This is a genomic window from Lactiplantibacillus plantarum (assembly GCF_014131735.1).
Taxonomy (GTDB): domain Bacteria; phylum Bacillota; class Bacilli; order Lactobacillales; family Lactobacillaceae; genus Lactiplantibacillus; species Lactiplantibacillus plantarum.
In genome coordinates, this window is record NZ_CP039121.1 from 100,042 (window position 1) to 118,408 (window position 18,367).

Consider the following 18,367-nt stretch of genomic DNA (forward strand, 5'->3'; position numbering starts at 1 on the left):
AATGGCTAGCTTCTAAACATGCAGACATTGTTGGAAGTATGCCCCTGTAAAACATACACTAATTACTAAAATTGTTTAAAAAACGAATGTATGAGATACTAATTTTCAACAGTGATGGTGGTTCATCGAGGTAAGCAGACTAGCGCTGTTGTTGATCTAAAATGCATTTGAATCGTGATTAAGTGGTAAAAAGCACTAGTTTATGATCACTTGAATGTAAGCGTTTGCTGTGGTAATATTCGTTTATTAAGTTGCGCGTAATTAAATTGTGCATGAAATGGGGGCTTTATTATGGTTATGAAACAAACAAAACAAACTAACATATTAGCAGGTGCAGCAGTTATTAAAGTTTTAGAAGCTTGGGGAGTAGATCATTTGTATGGTATTCCTGGAGGTTCAATTAATTCGATTATGGACGCATTATCAGCAGAAAGGGATCGAATCCATTATATTCAAGTACGGCATGAAGAAGTTGGTGCAATGGCCGCCGCTGCTGATGCTAAGCTAACGGGTAAAATCGGGGTTTGCTTCGGCTCAGCGGGACCTGGTGGCACTCATCTTATGAATGGGTTATATGATGCGCGTGAAGACCATGTCCCTGTTCTAGCGCTTATTGGTCAATTTGGCACTACTGGGATGAACATGGATACGTTCCAAGAAATGAATGAGAATCCGATTTATGCGGACGTTGCAGATTATAATGTAACAGCCGTCAATGCTGCCACGTTGCCACATGTTATTGACGAAGCAATTCGACGCGCCTATGCGCACCAAGGTGTTGCGGTTGTGCAAATTCCAGTCGATTTACCATGGCAACAGATTCCAGCTGAAGATTGGTATGCTTCCGCTAATAGTTATCAAACGCCGTTATTACCAGAACCCGACGTTCAAGCAGTGACGAGATTGACACAGACTTTACTCGCAGCTGAACGGCCACTTATTTACTATGGCATTGGAGCTCGTAAGGCTGGTAAAGAACTCGAACAATTGAGTAAAACGTTGAAAATTCCATTAATGAGTACGTATCCAGCTAAGGGGATTGTCGCAGATCGTTATCCAGCCTATTTGGGTTCTGCTAATCGAGTGGCACAAAAACCGGCGAATGAGGCACTTGCGCAAGCTGACGTTGTTTTATTTGTTGGTAATAATTATCCGTTTGCAGAAGTTTCCAAAGCGTTTAAAAATACGCGTTATTTCTTACAAATTGATATTGATCCAGCTAAGTTAGGTAAACGACATAAAACAGATATTGCGGTACTTGCTGATGCACAAAAGACGCTGGCTGCAATTTTAGCACAGGTATCTGAACGGGAGTCGACACCTTGGTGGCAAGCCAATTTAGCCAATGTTAAAAATTGGCGGGCTTATCTAGCTTCATTAGAAGATAAGCAGGAAGGGCCTTTACAAGCATATCAAGTGCTACGTGCGGTTAATAAAATTGCGGAGCCTGATGCAATCTATTCGATTGATGTTGGTGATATCAATTTGAATGCGAATCGACATTTGAAATTAACGCCATCCAATCGGCACATTACTTCTAACTTATTTGCTACGATGGGAGTTGGTATTCCGGGAGCAATTGCTGCCAAACTTAATTATCCTGAGCGGCAGGTGTTTAATCTGGCTGGTGATGGTGGCGCTTCGATGACCATGCAAGATTTGGCGACGCAAGTTCAATACCATTTACCAGTGATTAATGTTGTTTTCACCAACTGCCAATATGGATTTATCAAAGATGAGCAGGAAGATACTAATCAGAATGATTTTATTGGCGTTGAATTCAATGATATTGATTTTAGTAAGATTGCCGATGGCGTGCACATGCAAGCTTTTCGAGTTAATAAGATTGAGCAATTACCTGATGTTTTTGAACAAGCCAAAGCAATCGCTCAGTATGAACCAGTTCTGATTGATGCGGTGATTACAGGAGATCGGCCACTGCCTGCTGAAAAGCTTCGTTTAGATTCGGCAATGAGTTCGGCAGCTGATATTGAAGCATTTAAACAACGGTATGAAGCTCAAGATTTACAACCACTTTCAACTTATTTAAAACAATTTGGCTTAGATGATTTGCAACATCAAATTGGACAGGGTGGGTTTTAAATTCAGCTACTATCGGTGTCTTGAATAAGTTTTATTGAATTAATGGAGATTATCAAATAATCTTATGTTGCGATTAGGGAAAGAAGCCTAACTTATTTCCTTAATCGCTTTTATGTTCATGCTAGATGTGCTAAAATAAGTAACAATAGAGATGGATATGGGAGGTGTCTAGATGGCTAATACACAATTAAGTGATGCGACGCATATTATGGCATATATTGCGTTGCATACTGATGACCAGCTGAAAAGTGAGCATATTGCTAGTAGTTTAAATACGGATCCTACCATGGTCAGAAGAATGATGAGTAAGTTAAGAAAAGCAGGCTTGTTAACTTCGGTTCGTGGCGTTGCTAGACCAACATTAGCTTGTTCGCCCAATGATATTACCTTGAAGGATATCTATGTAGCAGTGGTGGCTAAGCGTAATTTTTTAAACGTTGACCATAATACTTCGGAGACGTGTCCGGTCGGGTCGGTAATTCCGCGAGTGATGGAAAAATACTACTGTGATATTCAGAATAGTGCTGAGGCACGTATGTCGCGAGTGACGCTGCAAGATATTATTGATGACATTAGCGCTGTTCAACAACAAGCATAATTTAAGATAAAGACTTGACAAGGATCAAGTTTTTATTTAGGATATGGTTGTGCTTAAAAAAGTAACAACAAAAAGAGGGTAATGGAAATGACTAAAATTAAAGCAGGACAAGCATTGGCACAAGTGTTGGTCGACTGGAACATTGATCATATCTATGGTATTACAGCTGACTCGATTAATAATACGGTAGATGGGTTCTACCAAGAGAAAGACCACTTGAAGTATATTCAAGTACGTCATGAAGAAGTTGGTGCTTTAGCTGCCGCGGCAGATGCTAAATTAACGGGGACGATTGGTGTTAGCTTTGGTTCAGCAGGACCAGGCGCCGTTCATCTCTTGAACGGATTATACGATGCCAAGATGGATCACGTACCGGTGCTAGCTTTAGTCGGTCAATCAGCAACATCCATTATGAATACGAACTTCTTTCAAGAAATGAACCAAGATCCAATTTTTGCAGATGTAGCCGAATTTCATAAACAAGTGACAACGGCTGAACAGATTCCATACGTGGTTGATGAAGCAATTAGATCAGCATACGCGACCCGTTCGGTTTCTGTTGTTATCATTCCAGATGATTTGTCTGGTCAAGATATTGAGTTTGATGGTTTTAAAACGGCTTCACTTAGCGGCAGTCAACAGGTCTTAATGCCGAAATCAGATGATGTTCAGCAGACGATAGCGGCTTTGAAAGCTGCTCAACACCCTGTTTTATGGATTGGTAAGGGTGCCTATAATGCGCGTCAAGAAGTTATCGCAGTTTCTGAAAAATTTAGTTTGCCGGTTTTGTCGACGGCTCCAGCAACTGGTATTATGCCAACTGACCATCCTAATTTCATGGGCTCTCGCGGTCGACTAGGAACTAAACCCGCCTTTGAAGTCTCGCAAGCGGCAGATCTAGTTTTGTTTGTTGGTACTAACTTTCCGTTTGCACGTTACTTGCCACAAGGAATTAAGTTTATTCAAGTCAATAACAATTTAGCAGATTTAGGCAAACAACATGATGCTGATATTACTGTTCTTGCAGATGCAAAAGAATTTTTCCAAGCATTACTTCAATCCGAAGTGACAATTAAGCCAACTAAGTTCTTGAAAGCTGCTCAACGTGATAAGCAAAACTGGAACCGGTGGCTCAAGACAATTGCTACTGATGATCAAGGAGGGTTGACGGCTGAAGGGGTGCTAGAAGCTATTAAAGACAATGCTACTGATGATGCCGTCTTTGGTCTGGATGTTGGGAATAATACGGAATGGGCAATCCGACAGTTACCATTGAATAAGCAACAGACTTTTACGATGTCGGCTTGGTATGGCACGATGGGTTTTGGTTTGCCAGCAGGTTTGGCCGCCCAATTGAATTATCCTAAGAAGCAGGTTTGGAGTATTTCTGGTGATGGTGGTTATGCCATGGTGATGCCAGACTTACTAACGGAAGTTAAATATCATTTGCCAGTCATTAACGTGGTTTTAGAAAACAAAGTATTAGGCTTTATTCAACATGAAAAGTTACTCGCTAATCAGGCGCCGTATGGGATTGACTTGATTGGTGCTGATTGGGCCAAGATGGCAGACAACATGGGTGCGATTGGTTTTAAAGTGACTAACCTTAAAGAGTTGAAAGCAACGTTTCAGAAAGTTACTCAACTACAGCAGAATGGTAATCAACTACCAATTGTGATTGATGCAAAAATTAAAAATGTTGATCCAATTGATACTAGTTTTGTTCCAGTAGATCCAGAAAACTTTGATGCAGATACGATTGCTAAGTATCGTGAACGATATGGTATCGCTGAAGCGGATCAACCGGCACTTAGCCAATTATTAAATGAATTATAAAGGGTTATGTAAAGGAGATTAGTATAATGACAGTTATTAATGGATATGAACAGAGTGATCGTGAGCAAAAGTTAACGATTTTAAATTTACCATCATTGGAAGCAGCTGCTAAAAAGATCATCCCGAGCGGAGGCTTTGGCTATATTAGTGGTGGGTCAGAAGACGAATGGACTTTAAAGCAGAATACAATGGCCTTTAACCATGTTCAAATTGTGCCACGAGCATTGACGGATATGGAACAGCCAAGCACACAGACTCAAGCTTTTGGCATAGATCTCAAAACGCCTATTATGATGGCTCCAGCGGCCGCTCAAGGATTGGCACATGCACGGGGTGAAGCTGCGACTGCTGAAGGGATGGCTCAAGTTGGGGCACTTATGGCTCAGAGTACTTACTCTTCAACGTCAATTGCAGATACTGCCGCAGCTGGTAAAGGTGCGCCCCAATTTTTCCAATTATATATGAGCAAAGATTGGGATTTTAATCAGAGTTTACTGGATGAAGCAGTGAAGGCTGGTGCTAAGGCAATCATTTTGACAGTTGATGCAACAGTTGACGGTTATCGTGAAGCTGATATTATCAACAATTTCCAGTTTCCAATCCCAATGGCTAACTTGACTAAGTTCAGCGAAGGGGATGGTAAAGGGAAAGGTATCATGGAAATCTATGCTGCTGCGGCGCAAAAGATTAGCCCGGCTGATGTTCGGCGTATTACGGAATATACGAATTTACCAGTTATTGTGAAGGGGATCCAGTCACCAGAAGATGCCTTGTTAGCAATCGGGGCTGGTGCTCAAGGTATCTATGTTTCAAACCATGGCGGTCGGCAATTAAATGGTGGTCCAGCTTCCTTTGATGTTTTACACGAGATTGCGCAAGCCGTTAATGGGCGCGTCCCAATAATTTTTGATAGCGGTGTTCGGCGTGGCTCCCATGTCTTTAAGGCGTTAGCCAATGGTGCAGATCTGGTGGCACTTGCTCGGCCGATTATCTATGGATTAGCATTGGGTGGTGCGCAGGGTGTCGCTTCCGTAGTGAGTCACCTTAATGATGAGCTGTTGATCGATATGCAACTAGCGGGAACTAAGACGATTGAAGATGTTAAACGTGCTAAATTACTTAGGTAGTAGAAGTAATGCTGAATATAATGTCTGAAATGAATTTAAAATACCTGATATAATAACACTTTAGCGTTGGTTTTGGTGGAAGTAAATTCTGCTGAGATCAACGCTTTTTATTGTAATAGGAAGATGTTCTGAACAGAAATAGCTGAGAAACTAAGACACTGATTGACGAATTGAAGCTATGCCGGCGTTGAAGTTAGGATATTGTCTTAAAATGCACAAAAAGCGTCCTAAAGCACCCAGCTGAGTTTTTCAAGTCTTAAAACGGTTATTCAGACATACTTGGCAATAGTATACTGTACACATGCGCACATGCGCGCATACCAGTTTTATTTAGGAGGCTGAATGTTTCATAATCTAGTTATGATGACAAGGTTGTAATCATGAGTTTTGTTGTGAGTTATTTTTCTCATAAATTAACTTCAAAGTTTCATAGTAATTAGGATATTTAGAGATCGATTTTTGATTAGTAACCATCAATGCATATTATACTGAGCTGAACATGAATACTAGTTATTTAGTTTTTACTGAATAGCTGACTCCTTAATGTGGACTTACGCCGTCAACAATGAGAAAAACAAACACATAGATTCACTGACGAATAAATAAACCTGAATTCTTTGAACGGGAGACTTTAATTTGAGTGTTGAAAATAATTATTGTAAATTACAACAAGCGCATGATCAAAAATGTCGAGTCTCATTACGGTTTTATAAAACAAATGGGCAGATGGCCGAGACAGTTGGCTATGTCACTACGATTGTACCGAAAGCAATTGCATTTATGGCAATTACTGGTCATCGGCACCTTATCCAACTCAATAGAATCATTACTGTGAGTTTACAGTCCCAAGACCGCCGTTACGTCATGTAATATGTTTTGGTTTATGATTTTACACGTGTGTCATGATTGCTAGTATTGATATTTAAGTGGCAATATTAACGATAACTAGTTGGCCTTAACTTGATACTGGGTGTGCTTTTTGAGTCGCAGTCTCTTAAATTAAAATTGGTCTGGAAAGTAACTTGTTAATTCAAGTTCTTTATCAAGGGCTATTAAATAGGGAACCTTGTAGGGAAATCAATTCATTTTATGAAATTGATTTCTCTTTTGTTTAAACAAAATTATTCTAATTATTTCTAATTGATTCTATAAGCACTTTACTTAACGATACATAAAAATCGTGATACGATTCAGTTGTAGTTTTAAAGGATATTATGGTCACTAAGTTACACATATAAATTTTTATGGAGGTGTTGTAATATGGCAAATTTCTACGGAAATGATCCTTTTTTTAACAATGATATGGATGATGTTTTCAATCAATTATTTCGGCGCATGGATAATCAAAATTCGGAGCGTGCACGGTATTTAGTTAATGGACAATCGCTGACACCGGATGAGTTTGCTCAATACCGAGCAACTGGTAAGCTACCCCAAAATAATAAAACAATAGAAGTATCTAAAGATGGTAAACAGGCTGTTAAAAAAGGGGGGATTTTAGAAAAGTTAGGGACTAATTTGACGGAACAGGCTCGTGATGGATTACTAGATCCAGTGATTGGACGTGAGAATGAGATTCAAGAAACTGCAGAAATTTTGAGTCGTAGGACGAAAAATAATCCAATCTTAGTTGGTGATGCTGGTGTAGGTAAAACTGCAGTCGTCGAAGGTCTGGCACAAGCAATTGTGGCTGGTAAAGTTCCAGAAACGATTCAAGATAAAGAAATCTATTCGATTGATTTATCGTCTTTGGAAGCAGGAACTCAATATCGCGGTTCTTTTGAAGAAAATATTAAACAGCTAGTAAAGGAAGTTAAAGCAGCTGGTAATATTATTCTATTCTTCGATGAAATTCATCAGATTATCGGCACGGGCGCCACTGGTGGTGAAGATGGTGGCAAAGGATTGGCTGATATCATTAAACCTGCTTTGTCACGTGGCGAGCTGACTGTAATCGGGGCTACGACTCAAGATGAATATCGCAATACTATTTTGAAAAATGCGGCTTTGGCACGGCGATTCAATGATGTTGTGATTAATGAACCGACGGCCGCTGACACTTTACGTATATTACAAGGTGTTAAAAAGCTGTACGAAAAGCATCATCATGTTGTATTACCAGATGATGTTTTGAAGGCGGCTGTGGATTATTCAATCCAATATATACCACAACGCACTTTGCCAGATAAAGCTATCGATTTGATCGACATGACTGCGGCTCATTTAGCGGCTAAAAATTCGCAAACTGATGTTGAGACATTGGATCAACGCGTTAAAAAATTAGAGGCAGCTAAGGAGGCCGCCGTTAAATCGGAGGACTTTACAAAAGCCGCTGATATCAAGAAGTCGATCGAGGAAACCAAGCAAAAAATTAAAAAAACGGATCAAAAAGAAAAAATCACTGCCACGATTGATGATGTGGCACAATCGGTTGAACGTTTAACTGGTATACCAGTTGCTGATATGGGCGCTAATGATATTGAGCACTTGAAAAATCTTGATAAGCGTCTGAAAAGTAAGGTAATCGGTCAAGATGAAGCGGTTGAAATGGTAGCGAAGGCAATTCGGCGTAACCGTGCGGGCTTTTCAGAGGGTGATCAGCCAATTGGAAGTTTTCTGTTTGTGGGCCCAACTGGCGTAGGAAAGACTGAATTAGCTAAGCAATTAGCCTTAGATATGTTTGGAAATAAAAATGCGATTATTCGGCTAGATATGAGTGAATATGCTGATCGTACAGCTGTGTCGAAATTAATTGGTACCTCGGCTGGATACGTAGGTTATGAAGATAATGCTAATACTCTAACTGAACGGGTTCGGCGTAATCCATATTCCATTGTATTATTAGATGAAATTGAAAAGGCTGATCCACAAGTATTAACGTTACTGTTACAAGTGATGGATGATGGGCGCTTAACGGATGGACAAGGCAATGTCATTAATTTCAAAAATACGATTATTATCGCTACTTCTAATGCTGGCTTTGGTAATGAAGCATTAAGTGGTGACAAGCAACGAGATCAGTCATTAATGGATAAGTTAGCACCATTTTTCCGCCCAGAATTTCTGAACCGTTTTAATGGAATCGTGGAATTTTCACATCTGACTAAGCAAGACTTAAGTCAAATTGTCGATTTGATGTTGGCGGATGTACAAAAAACGTTAGCCAAAAAATCCATCAAACTTGAGGTAACTAAAGCGGCCAAAGATTGGCTGATGGAACAAGGCTATGATGAAGCAATGGGTGCGCGGCCATTACGGCGAGTAATTGAACAACAAATTCGTGACAAGGTAACGGATTTCTACCTTGACCACTTAGATGTCAAAAACTTGAAGGCTGATTTAGTGGATGCTGAGATTGTGATATCGGCAGCTTAGCTTAAATCAGTGTTCATAAATAACTTTATGTAAGAGGAGATTGCTTGATAGATCTCCTTTTTTCGTTGATTTTCACCATTTGATATTAATCTATTGAGTAATGTGAATTAGTGAAATTAAGTCTAGTTTGACTTGTAATCTAAGGAAAAATTAAGGGGGAGTATCGATGAAACTGATTTATATTAACGATCTTTTTATATGAAACTTTAGTTTCGTATGAATAATTAAACTGATGTATCTTTAAATGTTTATTTCTAGTCTTAAAACAATATTGAATAATTAATCTATTTATGTATTCTTTTCAATTAATTAATACTGTTTTAAACTGTTGATACAGGTATGTATTTGAGCATTATAGGAGTAGGATATGGAAAAGCCAGAACAAAAACTATTGCTTTATAAATTAAGCGACCGGTTATTCGCTGCGATTCAAAAGAATCTTCAACTAGAAAGACGGCAGGCATTACTAGTTAAACTAGGCATTGATACTGTATTAAATGTTATTCCTAAGCTGATAATTACTATTATCTTAGCGTTGCTGCTACACGAGTTGGTCCCAGTGTTAGTTTTTATGGGTAGTTTTTTAGTTTTGCGTGGCTTTGCCTATGGACGTCACTTGAAATCGGATTTGTTATGTACGATATTAACTATCTTTGTGTTTGTGGGTGTGCCGTATGTGATTGGAACTGGTATTTCTGAAGTATACAGATTGTTATTAAGTTTAATATTTGTAATAATCATAAGTATTTTTGCTCCAGCTGATACGGTAAAGAATCCTATTACATCGAAGTCATTGAGAAAAAAATTAAAGCGACGGGCAATTGGATTGTCATTAATTTTGAGTTTGTTACAAATAGTTAGTAATAATTATTTTGGCACAATCATTTTAATTGCGATGGCATTAGCCGCTTTATTACTAATGCCCTATGAAAGGAGGGAAAATTATGAAAGAAAAAATGTATAAAGTACTTAGCCATCTTTTTCAATACGTAGGTACTAAACAGTTGGTTATGTGCTGCCATGGGATATTATTCGAAACTAAAATTCCTGATGAATTAAAAAGCAAGGATTAGTGTAGATATATGTTAATGATTGTCTTCCAAGAATTATCTATCTATTTGATAATTAAATCTTTGTTGAGAAATATATTTTTTGTGAGACTTTTTGATGTTATATTCTTATCCGTCTGTATGCTGATGAGTTATATTTTTTTAGCAAAGTTAGGAATTAGTTTTTCTTTTTTAATGTTAATGATGTTTATATTTTTCACTTGGTGGTATGTACGAGTTCTAAGCGGTGCACTATGTATAACATTTCAAGTGTTCATATGGTCGATTATGGTTGACCATATTTGTGATATATTAACTCGTTTAATGAAAGTTCCTAATGGGTATGTGGTAGTGTTTGTCATATTGAGTGTCGTAAGCTTAATTTTTCTTAATATTGTAATGGATCGCACGAATTTCAGTCCCACGTTTAGTAATCAGAGCTTAAATCGCATAACCGCACTATTATTAATGATAATATACTTGTATATTATGTTGAGTGAAGGTCTGGAAAATCAGTTCCAGGTTATATTAAGTAATTTAATTATATTGTCAGTTGTAATGGGGTTAGTATTGGTGATTTATAACGAATATTTAAAAAATGTAAGAGCCAAATATGAAGTCCAAAAGCAAAGAATACAAATACAAAATGATACTCGCTATATGAATGAAATCGAAGCTCACTATAATGAGTTGCGACGTTTCAGACATGACTATCAGAATATGTTGATTTCGATAGATGAATATTTGAAAACTGATGATTTAGAAGGTTTACAAGAATATTATCAAAAGAATCTTGCACCGGTTTCAAATCGGGTGTTAAAAGAAAAATATAATCTTGAAGATTTGAGTCGGGTCAAAGTGAAGTCGATTAAGAGTATCCTATTTAGTAAGTTGAGCTATGCACAATCGCAAGAGATTGAAGTTCATTTTGATTTAAAGGAACCATTAATTGACATTACTGTTAATGAATTGGATTTAGACATTGCATTAGGAATTATGTTGGATAATGCAATTGAAGCATCGGTAGGACATGCTGATGGAGAGATTATGAGTGCCATTTTTATCGAAAAAAATAGTACGGTGTTCTTGATTCAAAACAATGTTTTTGAACAGTTACCACCCTTATGGAAGCTGAAAGAGGCAGGTTATTCCACTAAGGGCAAGAATCGGGGGATTGGATTGAATAGTTTAAGTAAGATTGTTAATCGCAATGAGAACATGATACTCGAAACCAGAGTCTTAGGAGCGGTATTCTTACAACGCTTGACGGTGAAGCGAGTATCTCAGAATGATTAGTGTCTATATTTGCGAAGATGATCCGAAACAATTACAACAAATACGGCAAATCATTACTAAGGTAATCGTCGATCAACAGCTAGACATGAGTATCTGTTTAGCATGCCAAGATCCCCACGAATTGTTAGACAAGGTTAATGCACAGCAGCCTCAAAAGGCAATCTATGTGTTAGATATTGCCCTTAATTCAGATATTAATGGTATTCAACTAGCTAGCCAGATTCGTGACATGGGCCGGCGCAGCAAGATTATTTTTATCACGACACACACGGAGTTATCTTTGATGGTGTTTCAATATCAAGTTGAGGCATTAGATTTTATTCTTAAGGATTTTCCAGATTCCTTGTATGAGCGATTTAGCAAGGTTTTACACGTGGCACAAGATCGTTTTCAAACCGATGAAAATGACCAAGACGACTATGTTCAAATAAAAATTGGTGAGACGGTCAGATCAATTAATGTTAAAAGCATTATATTTTTTGAAAGTTCAACCAGTCTCCATAAAATCGTAGTCCATTTGGATGATGGTGAATTAGAATACTATGGACTGTTAAAGGACGTTCCTGATTTGAGTCCTAATTTCTATAGATGTCATAAGTCATATGTTGTTAACTTGAAACGCATTAAGTCATTGGACAAGCACTTGCGACGATTAACCATGGCAAATGGTGAAAAAGTGCTTTGTTCTGCACAAGCTAATCGTTATCTAGCTAAATGGCTTGCTAAAAAGTCATAATAGTTCCAAGGAAGTCGCCTGCCAAATTAGTAGGCGACTTTTTATGTGCTACGTGATGAAAATTCAGCGTTATTCGATTAGAAATTGCAGTGGTATTTGTCAGCATTACGTGTACTGGGTTCGTTCTTTCCTAAACCGTTTAAAAGTGTACTTAAAACGATTATCCTCAGATTATTCGTCTTAAAACGGTCGGTATGTCCCTTGTTCAGAGCCTATAATAAAGATGTGTTCACGGGGTATTGGATTGGTCATGACAGTAACGAATGCGTTTAGTTTAAAGGATGTTGTGACAGGCAGAAGTTAATGTCGATCAATACGCTGTGATGAATTTTAACGAGAGAGGGGCAGATTAGGAATGATTAGGTTATATACACAATCAAGCTGTCATTCTTCTAGAGTTGCACGGCAATGGTTGGAAGCACATGGGATTGAGTTCAAGGAGAAAAATTTTAGTGTTGATTCGCCCACGGTGCAAGATCTAAAACGTATTTTGAGTTTAACCGAACATGGTGTAGACGATATTATCTCAGCTCGATCTAAAGACTATCCTGAAATTGCGCCTAAGTTACCCGAAATGCCATTGAATGAGGCACTTAAATTGTTGTGTGATCATCCGAAGTTGTTACGTCGGCCTATCATCATTAGTGATAGTAAAATTCAAGTTGGCTTTAATGAAGATGATATTCGCCAATTTATTCCACGACCAGTTCGGCGACTAAAGTTCAATGCATTGTTGAGTCGTCTAGATGGTAATACAGGGGATCACATTATTAATAAAAGGATGGTCGAGTAGTAAGCTATATCTAAGATTTTTTGTTAATTAAAGAGCGACAAGCTAGACTTACACGATATGAGTCTAACCTGTCGCTCTTTAGTTAATAACCATGAGACGGCATCATCATTCTTTATAACAAAAATAATATCGCGCTGGATAACATCCGGTCAAAATATTAATCACTGATAATATCAGCAATATTCATTCCCAGAGCATTAGCCACGCGTGTACCGTAGTTTTTGTCGGCCTCATAAAATTGCTTGATTTCGAGTTCTTTGACACCAGGCAAAGTAACTTGGCCTAACGCATCTTTGATAGTATTAATTAAGCGTTCTTGCTCGGGTTCTGACATTAAGCGATATAGGTCGCCTGCTTGAGTTGTGTAATCAACTTGATAGCGATAAGGCTGTGCGCGTGTTTCACCACGAACAGAATCAGGTGAAAGTGCGGCATCCGGCACCTCTTCTGGCCCATGCAGTGCATTAGGCTCGTAGTTGACCTCAGCACCTTGATTATTAATTTTCATGTAACCATCACGTTCATAATTATGAACTGGAACAACCGGCTTGTTCACGGGTAAATCTTCAAAGTTGGCACCTAACCGATATCGCTGTGCATCTTTATAGGAGAATAGGCGACCTTGTAGTAATTTGTCGGGAGATGGTTCGATACCAGGAACAAAATTTGCTGGCGACATGGCCGCCTCTTCAATATCGGTAAAGTTATTAGTGGGATTCTCATTTAAAGTTAGTTTGCCGACTTTAATTAGTGGATAGTCTTTGTGGGAGATGACTTTAGTGACATCAAAAATGTCCCATTTATAGTTTAGACCTTCCTCATATGGCAAGATTTGGACATACATCGTCCATGATGGGTAATTTTTTTCTTGAATTGCATCATATAAGTCATCTTGTAAATAATCTAAATCTTGGCTCATTGCTTTTTCAGCTGCTTGAGCAGTCATATTTTTAACGCCTTGGTCTGAGATGAAGTGATACTTAACCCAAAACTGTTCGCCATTCTGATTAACCCATTTAAAAGTATGGGAACCGTAACCATTCATGGTTCGATAGGACGCAGGAAGTCCTCGGTCGCCCATTAAATAAGTGACCTGGTGCAATGATTCTGGAGAATGAGCCCAAAAATCCCATTGCATATTTTGTGTACGACGGTTCGTTTTAGGATCCCGTTTTTGTGAATGGATGAAGTCAGGAAATTTTAAAGGGTCGTTTACAAAAAAGACCGGTGTGTTGTTTCCAACGAGATCATAATTGCCTTGCTGAGTATAAAATTTTAAGGCAAAACCGCGCACGTCTCGAACGGTGTCAGGATAACCTTTTTCACCGGCAACTTGTGAGAACCTTAAGATTACGGGAGTTTTCTTACCGACACCATTAAATAAGTCTGCCTTAGTATATTCCCCCATGTCGTTTTCAAGTTCAAAAAAACCTTTTGCTCCGGCCCCCTTAGCATGAACGACCCGTTCTGGAATTCGTTCACGATCAAAATGGGCTAGTTTTTCCAAAAGATTATAGTCTTGCATTAATACGGGACCACGAGCTCCTGCCGTTTGGGAATGTTCATTGTTAGCCCATGGTTGGCCGGTTTCCGTCGTTAATTTTTCCGTCATTTTAATCGCCCTTTTCACGTAAATTACAAGAAAGCTCTTGCACAATTTAAACGCTAACACCTTAACAGAGTGACTTCAATCATTATGCACAGTTAAGTTAATCGTTCATGTGGCGTAGTTTAATTTTAATCAGCTATCAAGCTGTTTGATATTTTCTAGGCCACCCGGAATCGTCACATGAGAAATAGTAGCGACCCATTTATTAAATAATGTGTTATATTTGTCTATCATTATCGATAATTGTAAAATGATAATTATAAGAAGTAATCATTTATGAATCGGCTTAAATATTCGTGTAATTCTATTATTGTATTTAAGCGGGTTAATAAGTCTAGGAGGGATTTTATGCATTGGTTATGGGTTTTGATCATTGGTGCTATTATTGGTGCAATTGCAGGTGCTATTACTAATAAAGGTAAATCGATGGGGTGGATTAGTAATATTATTGCCGGATTGGTTGGATCTGCAATTGGGGAAGCTCTTTTGGGATCATGGGGACCACAATTAGCCGGAATGGCAATTGTTCCTTCAATTATTGGTGGTGTGATTGTTGTTGCGATAACCTCATTTGTTCTGACACGGATGGATTAGTAAGGAGATGATTGCGATGATTAAAAGCATTTTAAAGTTTTGTTTAGCTGCAACCTTAATCGTAAGTGGTGTTCTTATTGGTGGGACCGTACTTACTGCTAAGGGAATTGATAACTTGGGTGATAAATTACAAGATAAGTTACATGGATAAAAATTAATTTTACAATGAGCCACTGATGGGTGTACTAGTTGACCTGTTAGTGGCTTTTAGTATGAGTAATATCATTGAGTTCAAGGAACTAAATCAAGAGCGACGATTTTAAACTACCTTCAATCGAATAAAAGTAATATTTACTTTTATTAAGAATGAGGGTATGATTAAAATCAAAAAAAGAGGATTGTCCTATGTCTAAACTTATTGCGAAAAATGTTTTTCAGTTGCCAAAAATGAATTTATTAGTGCTGACTACATCGGCTTTCTTATTAGCCTTAGACGTTATTTTATACAAAATTGCTATCGGACCAGCGTATTTTCAATTATCTTTTGGCTTTTTGTCTATGGCTTGTATTGGTTATCTATATGGTCCCATTTGGGGTGGTCTCTTGGAGATGATCTCCGATATATTAAGCTTTACTATTTTTGGTTCCGGCGCGTTTCAGATTGCCTTTTTGTTAACTGCATTTTTAGGGGGATTTATTGACGGTTTGTTTTTATATCGTAAATCAGTCAATTGGTTATCCGTTGTGATGACGCAAATACTTGTAATGATTTTTGTTAGTCTGATGATGGACTCATGGCTGATTTCAGTACTATTTGGCACTAATTTTAAAGTGTTATTGTTGGGAAGATTGGCACGCGTCATCATTCAGATACCATTACAGGTGATTGCTATTTTTTACTTCATTAAGGCGTTAGAAAAACGACACGTTTTTGATAGAATGGGGCTTAGATAACATCGATGGATGCCACAAAAAGAGGTTGAACATGGTATGAAATGCGCTACAATCGTTAAACAAATAAGTCTAACTTTTCTATTGCACTTCAAGTCTAGTTCAACCTTTTTTAATATTAACTGGCCTTATTATGACTGCGGAAAAACAATTTGGGTATCGATGGTTGAGTTGGTACCCAGCAAAATAAAAGAGCGGCTATGTGGTGGGCATGATAATTCCCTTAGCAGCTAAATTGCGGACACATTCTGCTAAGTAGCTGGCGTTGTGTTCTGGATAGATTGGTGTTGTTAATGCAATAGGAGTGAGGTGATCATAAGGCGGGCAAAACTGCCCACGATAATTTGGATCATACCATATTTTATTAGGATGATAGCCGCGAAGTTGCATTTCATCCATCACTAATACATGAAATTGATACAACTTGTAAGGGGAATATTTGAAAACATAATTAACGGTTGCATGATTTTTACCCCAACCATTGCCTCTCAATGCGGCAAGCTCACGGTGTTGACCTAGTAATTGTTGTCGTGGTAATTGATGGATTAATTGTTCATGCCATAGACGCATAGGCCACACTCCCTTATCGAATTTTAAAATTAACAGGTGAATATTAAAAGGACCAACTCATCATTATGATGCCGAATATACTGATACTTTTGAACGGGTGATGATTGTAAACGACGGATAGTTAAAGTGAATATTCGCAATTATTATAGCATAGCGAATTGATCAATAGTTTAGTACAAGATCAAAAAAAACGGCCATAGCAACAACTGATATGATCAAACATTCCTTAGAATGCTTACCTTGAAAGTTGGGTTGAGTAATTAAAAATAACATTATTTTATGTTGTGTTAGCAGCAGTTCTAAATTTTGATCACAGCGGTGTTTGATAGATGTTTGGCGGTATGCAAATAAAATTATTGTTCTGATAAAAGGAATCAATGATTAATAATCTTGAGCGTCATTTTTCGAATCATGGCGTTTTTATATTACAATGGTCCTAGAAAAAGTAAAGTTATGGAGGCGATTAAATGAGTGATTTGGATCAGACAAACAATTATCGATACGTCATTGTTGGTGGCGGAATGGTTGCTGGCTATGCCATCAAGGGAATTCGACAGGAAGATCCAGAGGGCGCAATCTTAGTTATTTCGCAAGAGGCGGATGTTCCGTATGAACGGCCGGCACTGAGTAAAAAGCTATGGCTAGATGATGAGTTTACTGAAGAGAACATTCGGATTGGTGCTGAAAATTATCCTAATGTGACTTTTAAGTTCAAGACAACGGTTACGGCTATTAATCGGCAAGATAAGGTTATTACAGTGACTGATAGTGAGCAAATCAAATATGAACAGCTATTGCTGGCAACTGGCGGAGAACCTCGACAAATCCAGGGACCTGCTGATCCACATGTGCTAGTCTTTAGACAGTGGTCAGATTATCGCAAGTTACGTAAATTTAGTGGTCCGAACAAGCGAGTTGTGATCATTGGTGGTGGATATGTTGGTACAGAGCTCGCATCGTCACTGACTCAAAATGGGACTAAAGTTACGATGATTTTCCCAGAAAAAGCGCTGGGCGAGGGTAAATTTCCTGAGTCCATTCGGGCTGAGTATGAAGCAACGTTCAAACGTAATGGTGTCACACTGATGAGTGGTCAGTTTGTCCAATCATATCAACGCCAAGGTGATCATTTGACTCTATTGACAAAGGACGGTACGGTGATCGCAGCCGATACAATTATTGTTGGGTTAGGTGTTACGCCGCGGATTAGTTTGGCTGAAGATAGTAGTTTGGATTTAGCTGATGGTGGTGTGAAAGTTAATGAGTATCTCAATACTAGTGACCCAGCCATCTGGTCTGCTGGAGATATTGCCTCTTATCCAGATCACATCTTGGGTCGGCAACGGATTGAGCACGTGGACCATGCCCGACTTTCTGGTGAATTAGTTGGCCGTAATATGGCAGGTGCTCACATGAGCTATCAACATACCCCATACTTCTATTCCATGATTTTTGATATTTCCTGGCAAGCAATCGGTAATATTGATCCTAAATTGCAATTGATTTTTGATCGGCGAACGCATGGAACGCTTGTCTATTTCATAGATGCCGGTAAGTTAGTTGGTGTTTTAGTCTGGAATGTTAAGGTGAACCTTGATGATGTTCGCGCATTGCTTGCGAACGCTCCAGCCACGGATGATTTGGTAGGTTCCATTAGAGAGCAAGCGGGATAGTATCTGGATGAGACATTTGCGCTATTGTGAATATACGTCAGGACAAATCGACCATCATTAACGATGGTTCAGTAACAAATGAAAAGTCAGCCGTAAGTTATTTTGTTTACGACTGGC

General features: G+C 38.5%; 17 protein-coding genes. 15 read left to right on the top strand and 2 right to left on the bottom strand.

Annotated features, from left to right (window positions below):
* Positions 1-291: 291 nt before the first annotated feature.
* The 11 genes from spxB to E5260_RS00475 all read left to right on the top strand — a co-directional run bounded on the left by spxB (position 292) and on the right by E5260_RS00475 (position 12,913).
* The gene (gene spxB, locus E5260_RS00425) at positions 292-2,103 is read left to right on the top strand and encodes a pyruvate oxidase (RefSeq protein ID WP_003642936.1); all 1,812 of its coding nucleotides are present in this window, start codon (positions 292-294) and stop codon (positions 2,101-2,103) included.
* 172 nt (positions 2,104-2,275) lie between these two features.
* Positions 2,276-2,701 carry an Rrf2 family transcriptional regulator gene (locus tag E5260_RS00430; RefSeq protein ID WP_003642935.1) on the top strand — a complete coding sequence of 142 codons (426 nt, stop codon included), beginning with the start codon at positions 2,276-2,278 and terminating at the stop codon, positions 2,699-2,701.
* An 81-nt stretch (positions 2,702-2,782) separates the two neighbouring features.
* Positions 2,783-4,537 (top strand): thiamine pyrophosphate-dependent enzyme, encoded by a 1,755-nt coding sequence (locus tag E5260_RS00435; RefSeq protein ID WP_003642934.1) that lies wholly within the window; start codon positions 2,783-2,785, stop codon positions 4,535-4,537.
* Between the two features lie 26 nt (positions 4,538-4,563).
* Complete coding sequence (locus tag E5260_RS00440) at positions 4,564-5,664, top strand: lactate oxidase (protein ID WP_003642933.1); 1,101 nt, start codon at positions 4,564-4,566, stop codon at positions 5,662-5,664.
* A 636-nt stretch (positions 5,665-6,300) separates the two neighbouring features.
* On the top strand, positions 6,301-6,534 hold the full coding sequence (locus tag E5260_RS00445; protein WP_003642932.1) for a hypothetical protein: 234 nt from the start codon (positions 6,301-6,303) through the stop codon (positions 6,532-6,534).
* A gap of 390 nt (positions 6,535-6,924) precedes the next feature.
* The gene (gene clpL, locus E5260_RS00450; RefSeq protein WP_003642931.1) at positions 6,925-9,039 is read left to right on the top strand and encodes an ATP-dependent protease ClpL; all 2,115 of its coding nucleotides are present in this window, start codon (positions 6,925-6,927) and stop codon (positions 9,037-9,039) included.
* A gap of 367 nt (positions 9,040-9,406) precedes the next feature.
* Positions 9,407-10,003, top strand: a complete 597-nt coding sequence (locus E5260_RS00455) for an accessory gene regulator AgrB (RefSeq protein ID WP_003642930.1) — start codon at positions 9,407-9,409, stop codon at positions 10,001-10,003.
* On the top strand, positions 9,984-10,112 hold the full coding sequence (locus E5260_RS00460) for a cyclic lactone autoinducer peptide (protein WP_003643585.1): 129 nt from the start codon (positions 9,984-9,986) through the stop codon (positions 10,110-10,112). Before E5260_RS00455 ends, E5260_RS00460 begins: the two co-directional genes overlap by 20 nt.
* A 9-nt stretch (positions 10,113-10,121) precedes the next feature.
* A complete protein-coding gene (locus E5260_RS15590) occupies positions 10,122-11,384 on the top strand; it encodes a sensor histidine kinase (protein ID WP_003642929.1) in 1,263 nt (420 codons plus the stop codon).
* On the top strand, positions 11,377-12,120 hold the full coding sequence (locus E5260_RS00470) for a LytR/AlgR family response regulator transcription factor (RefSeq protein WP_003642928.1): 744 nt from the start codon (positions 11,377-11,379) through the stop codon (positions 12,118-12,120). Before E5260_RS15590 ends, E5260_RS00470 begins: the two co-directional genes overlap by 8 nt.
* Positions 12,121-12,475: 355 nt before the next feature.
* The gene (locus E5260_RS00475; protein WP_003642927.1) at positions 12,476-12,913 is read left to right on the top strand and encodes a Spx/MgsR family RNA polymerase-binding regulatory protein; all 438 of its coding nucleotides are present in this window, start codon (positions 12,476-12,478) and stop codon (positions 12,911-12,913) included.
* 157 nt (positions 12,914-13,070) lie between these two features.
* Here E5260_RS00475 and E5260_RS00480 read toward each other — a convergent pair whose 3' ends face one another.
* On the bottom strand, positions 13,071-14,525 hold the full coding sequence (locus tag E5260_RS00480; protein ID WP_015826151.1) for a catalase: 1,455 nt from the start codon (positions 14,523-14,525) through the stop codon (positions 13,071-13,073).
* 345 nt (positions 14,526-14,870) lie between these two features.
* Here E5260_RS00480 and E5260_RS00485 point away from each other — a divergent pair, with 345 nt between their 5' ends.
* The 3 genes from E5260_RS00485 (at position 14,871) to E5260_RS00490 (ending at position 16,010) form a co-directional block, all read left to right on the top strand.
* Positions 14,871-15,116: a GlsB/YeaQ/YmgE family stress response membrane protein gene (locus E5260_RS00485; protein ID WP_003643582.1), complete on the top strand. Its 246-nt coding sequence runs from the start codon at positions 14,871-14,873 to the stop codon at positions 15,114-15,116.
* 16 nt (positions 15,117-15,132) lie between these two features.
* Positions 15,133-15,267 (top strand): hypothetical protein, encoded by a 135-nt coding sequence (locus E5260_RS15335; RefSeq protein WP_003643581.1) that lies wholly within the window; start codon positions 15,133-15,135, stop codon positions 15,265-15,267.
* A 194-nt stretch (positions 15,268-15,461) separates the two neighbouring features.
* The gene (locus E5260_RS00490; RefSeq protein ID WP_003642923.1) at positions 15,462-16,010 is read left to right on the top strand and encodes a folate family ECF transporter S component; all 549 of its coding nucleotides are present in this window, start codon (positions 15,462-15,464) and stop codon (positions 16,008-16,010) included.
* Positions 16,011-16,205: 195 nt separating this feature from the next.
* On the opposite strand, the gene E5260_RS00495 is transcribed toward E5260_RS00490, so the two are convergent.
* Complete coding sequence (locus tag E5260_RS00495; RefSeq protein ID WP_003642922.1) at positions 16,206-16,577, bottom strand: TIGR02328 family protein; 372 nt, start codon at positions 16,575-16,577, stop codon at positions 16,206-16,208.
* A 467-nt stretch (positions 16,578-17,044) separates the two neighbouring features.
* Here E5260_RS00495 and E5260_RS00500 point away from each other — a divergent pair, with 467 nt between their 5' ends.
* Positions 17,045-18,250: an NAD(P)/FAD-dependent oxidoreductase gene (locus E5260_RS00500; RefSeq protein WP_003642921.1), complete on the top strand. Its 1,206-nt coding sequence runs from the start codon at positions 17,045-17,047 to the stop codon at positions 18,248-18,250.
* Positions 18,251-18,367 lie beyond the last annotated feature (117 nt).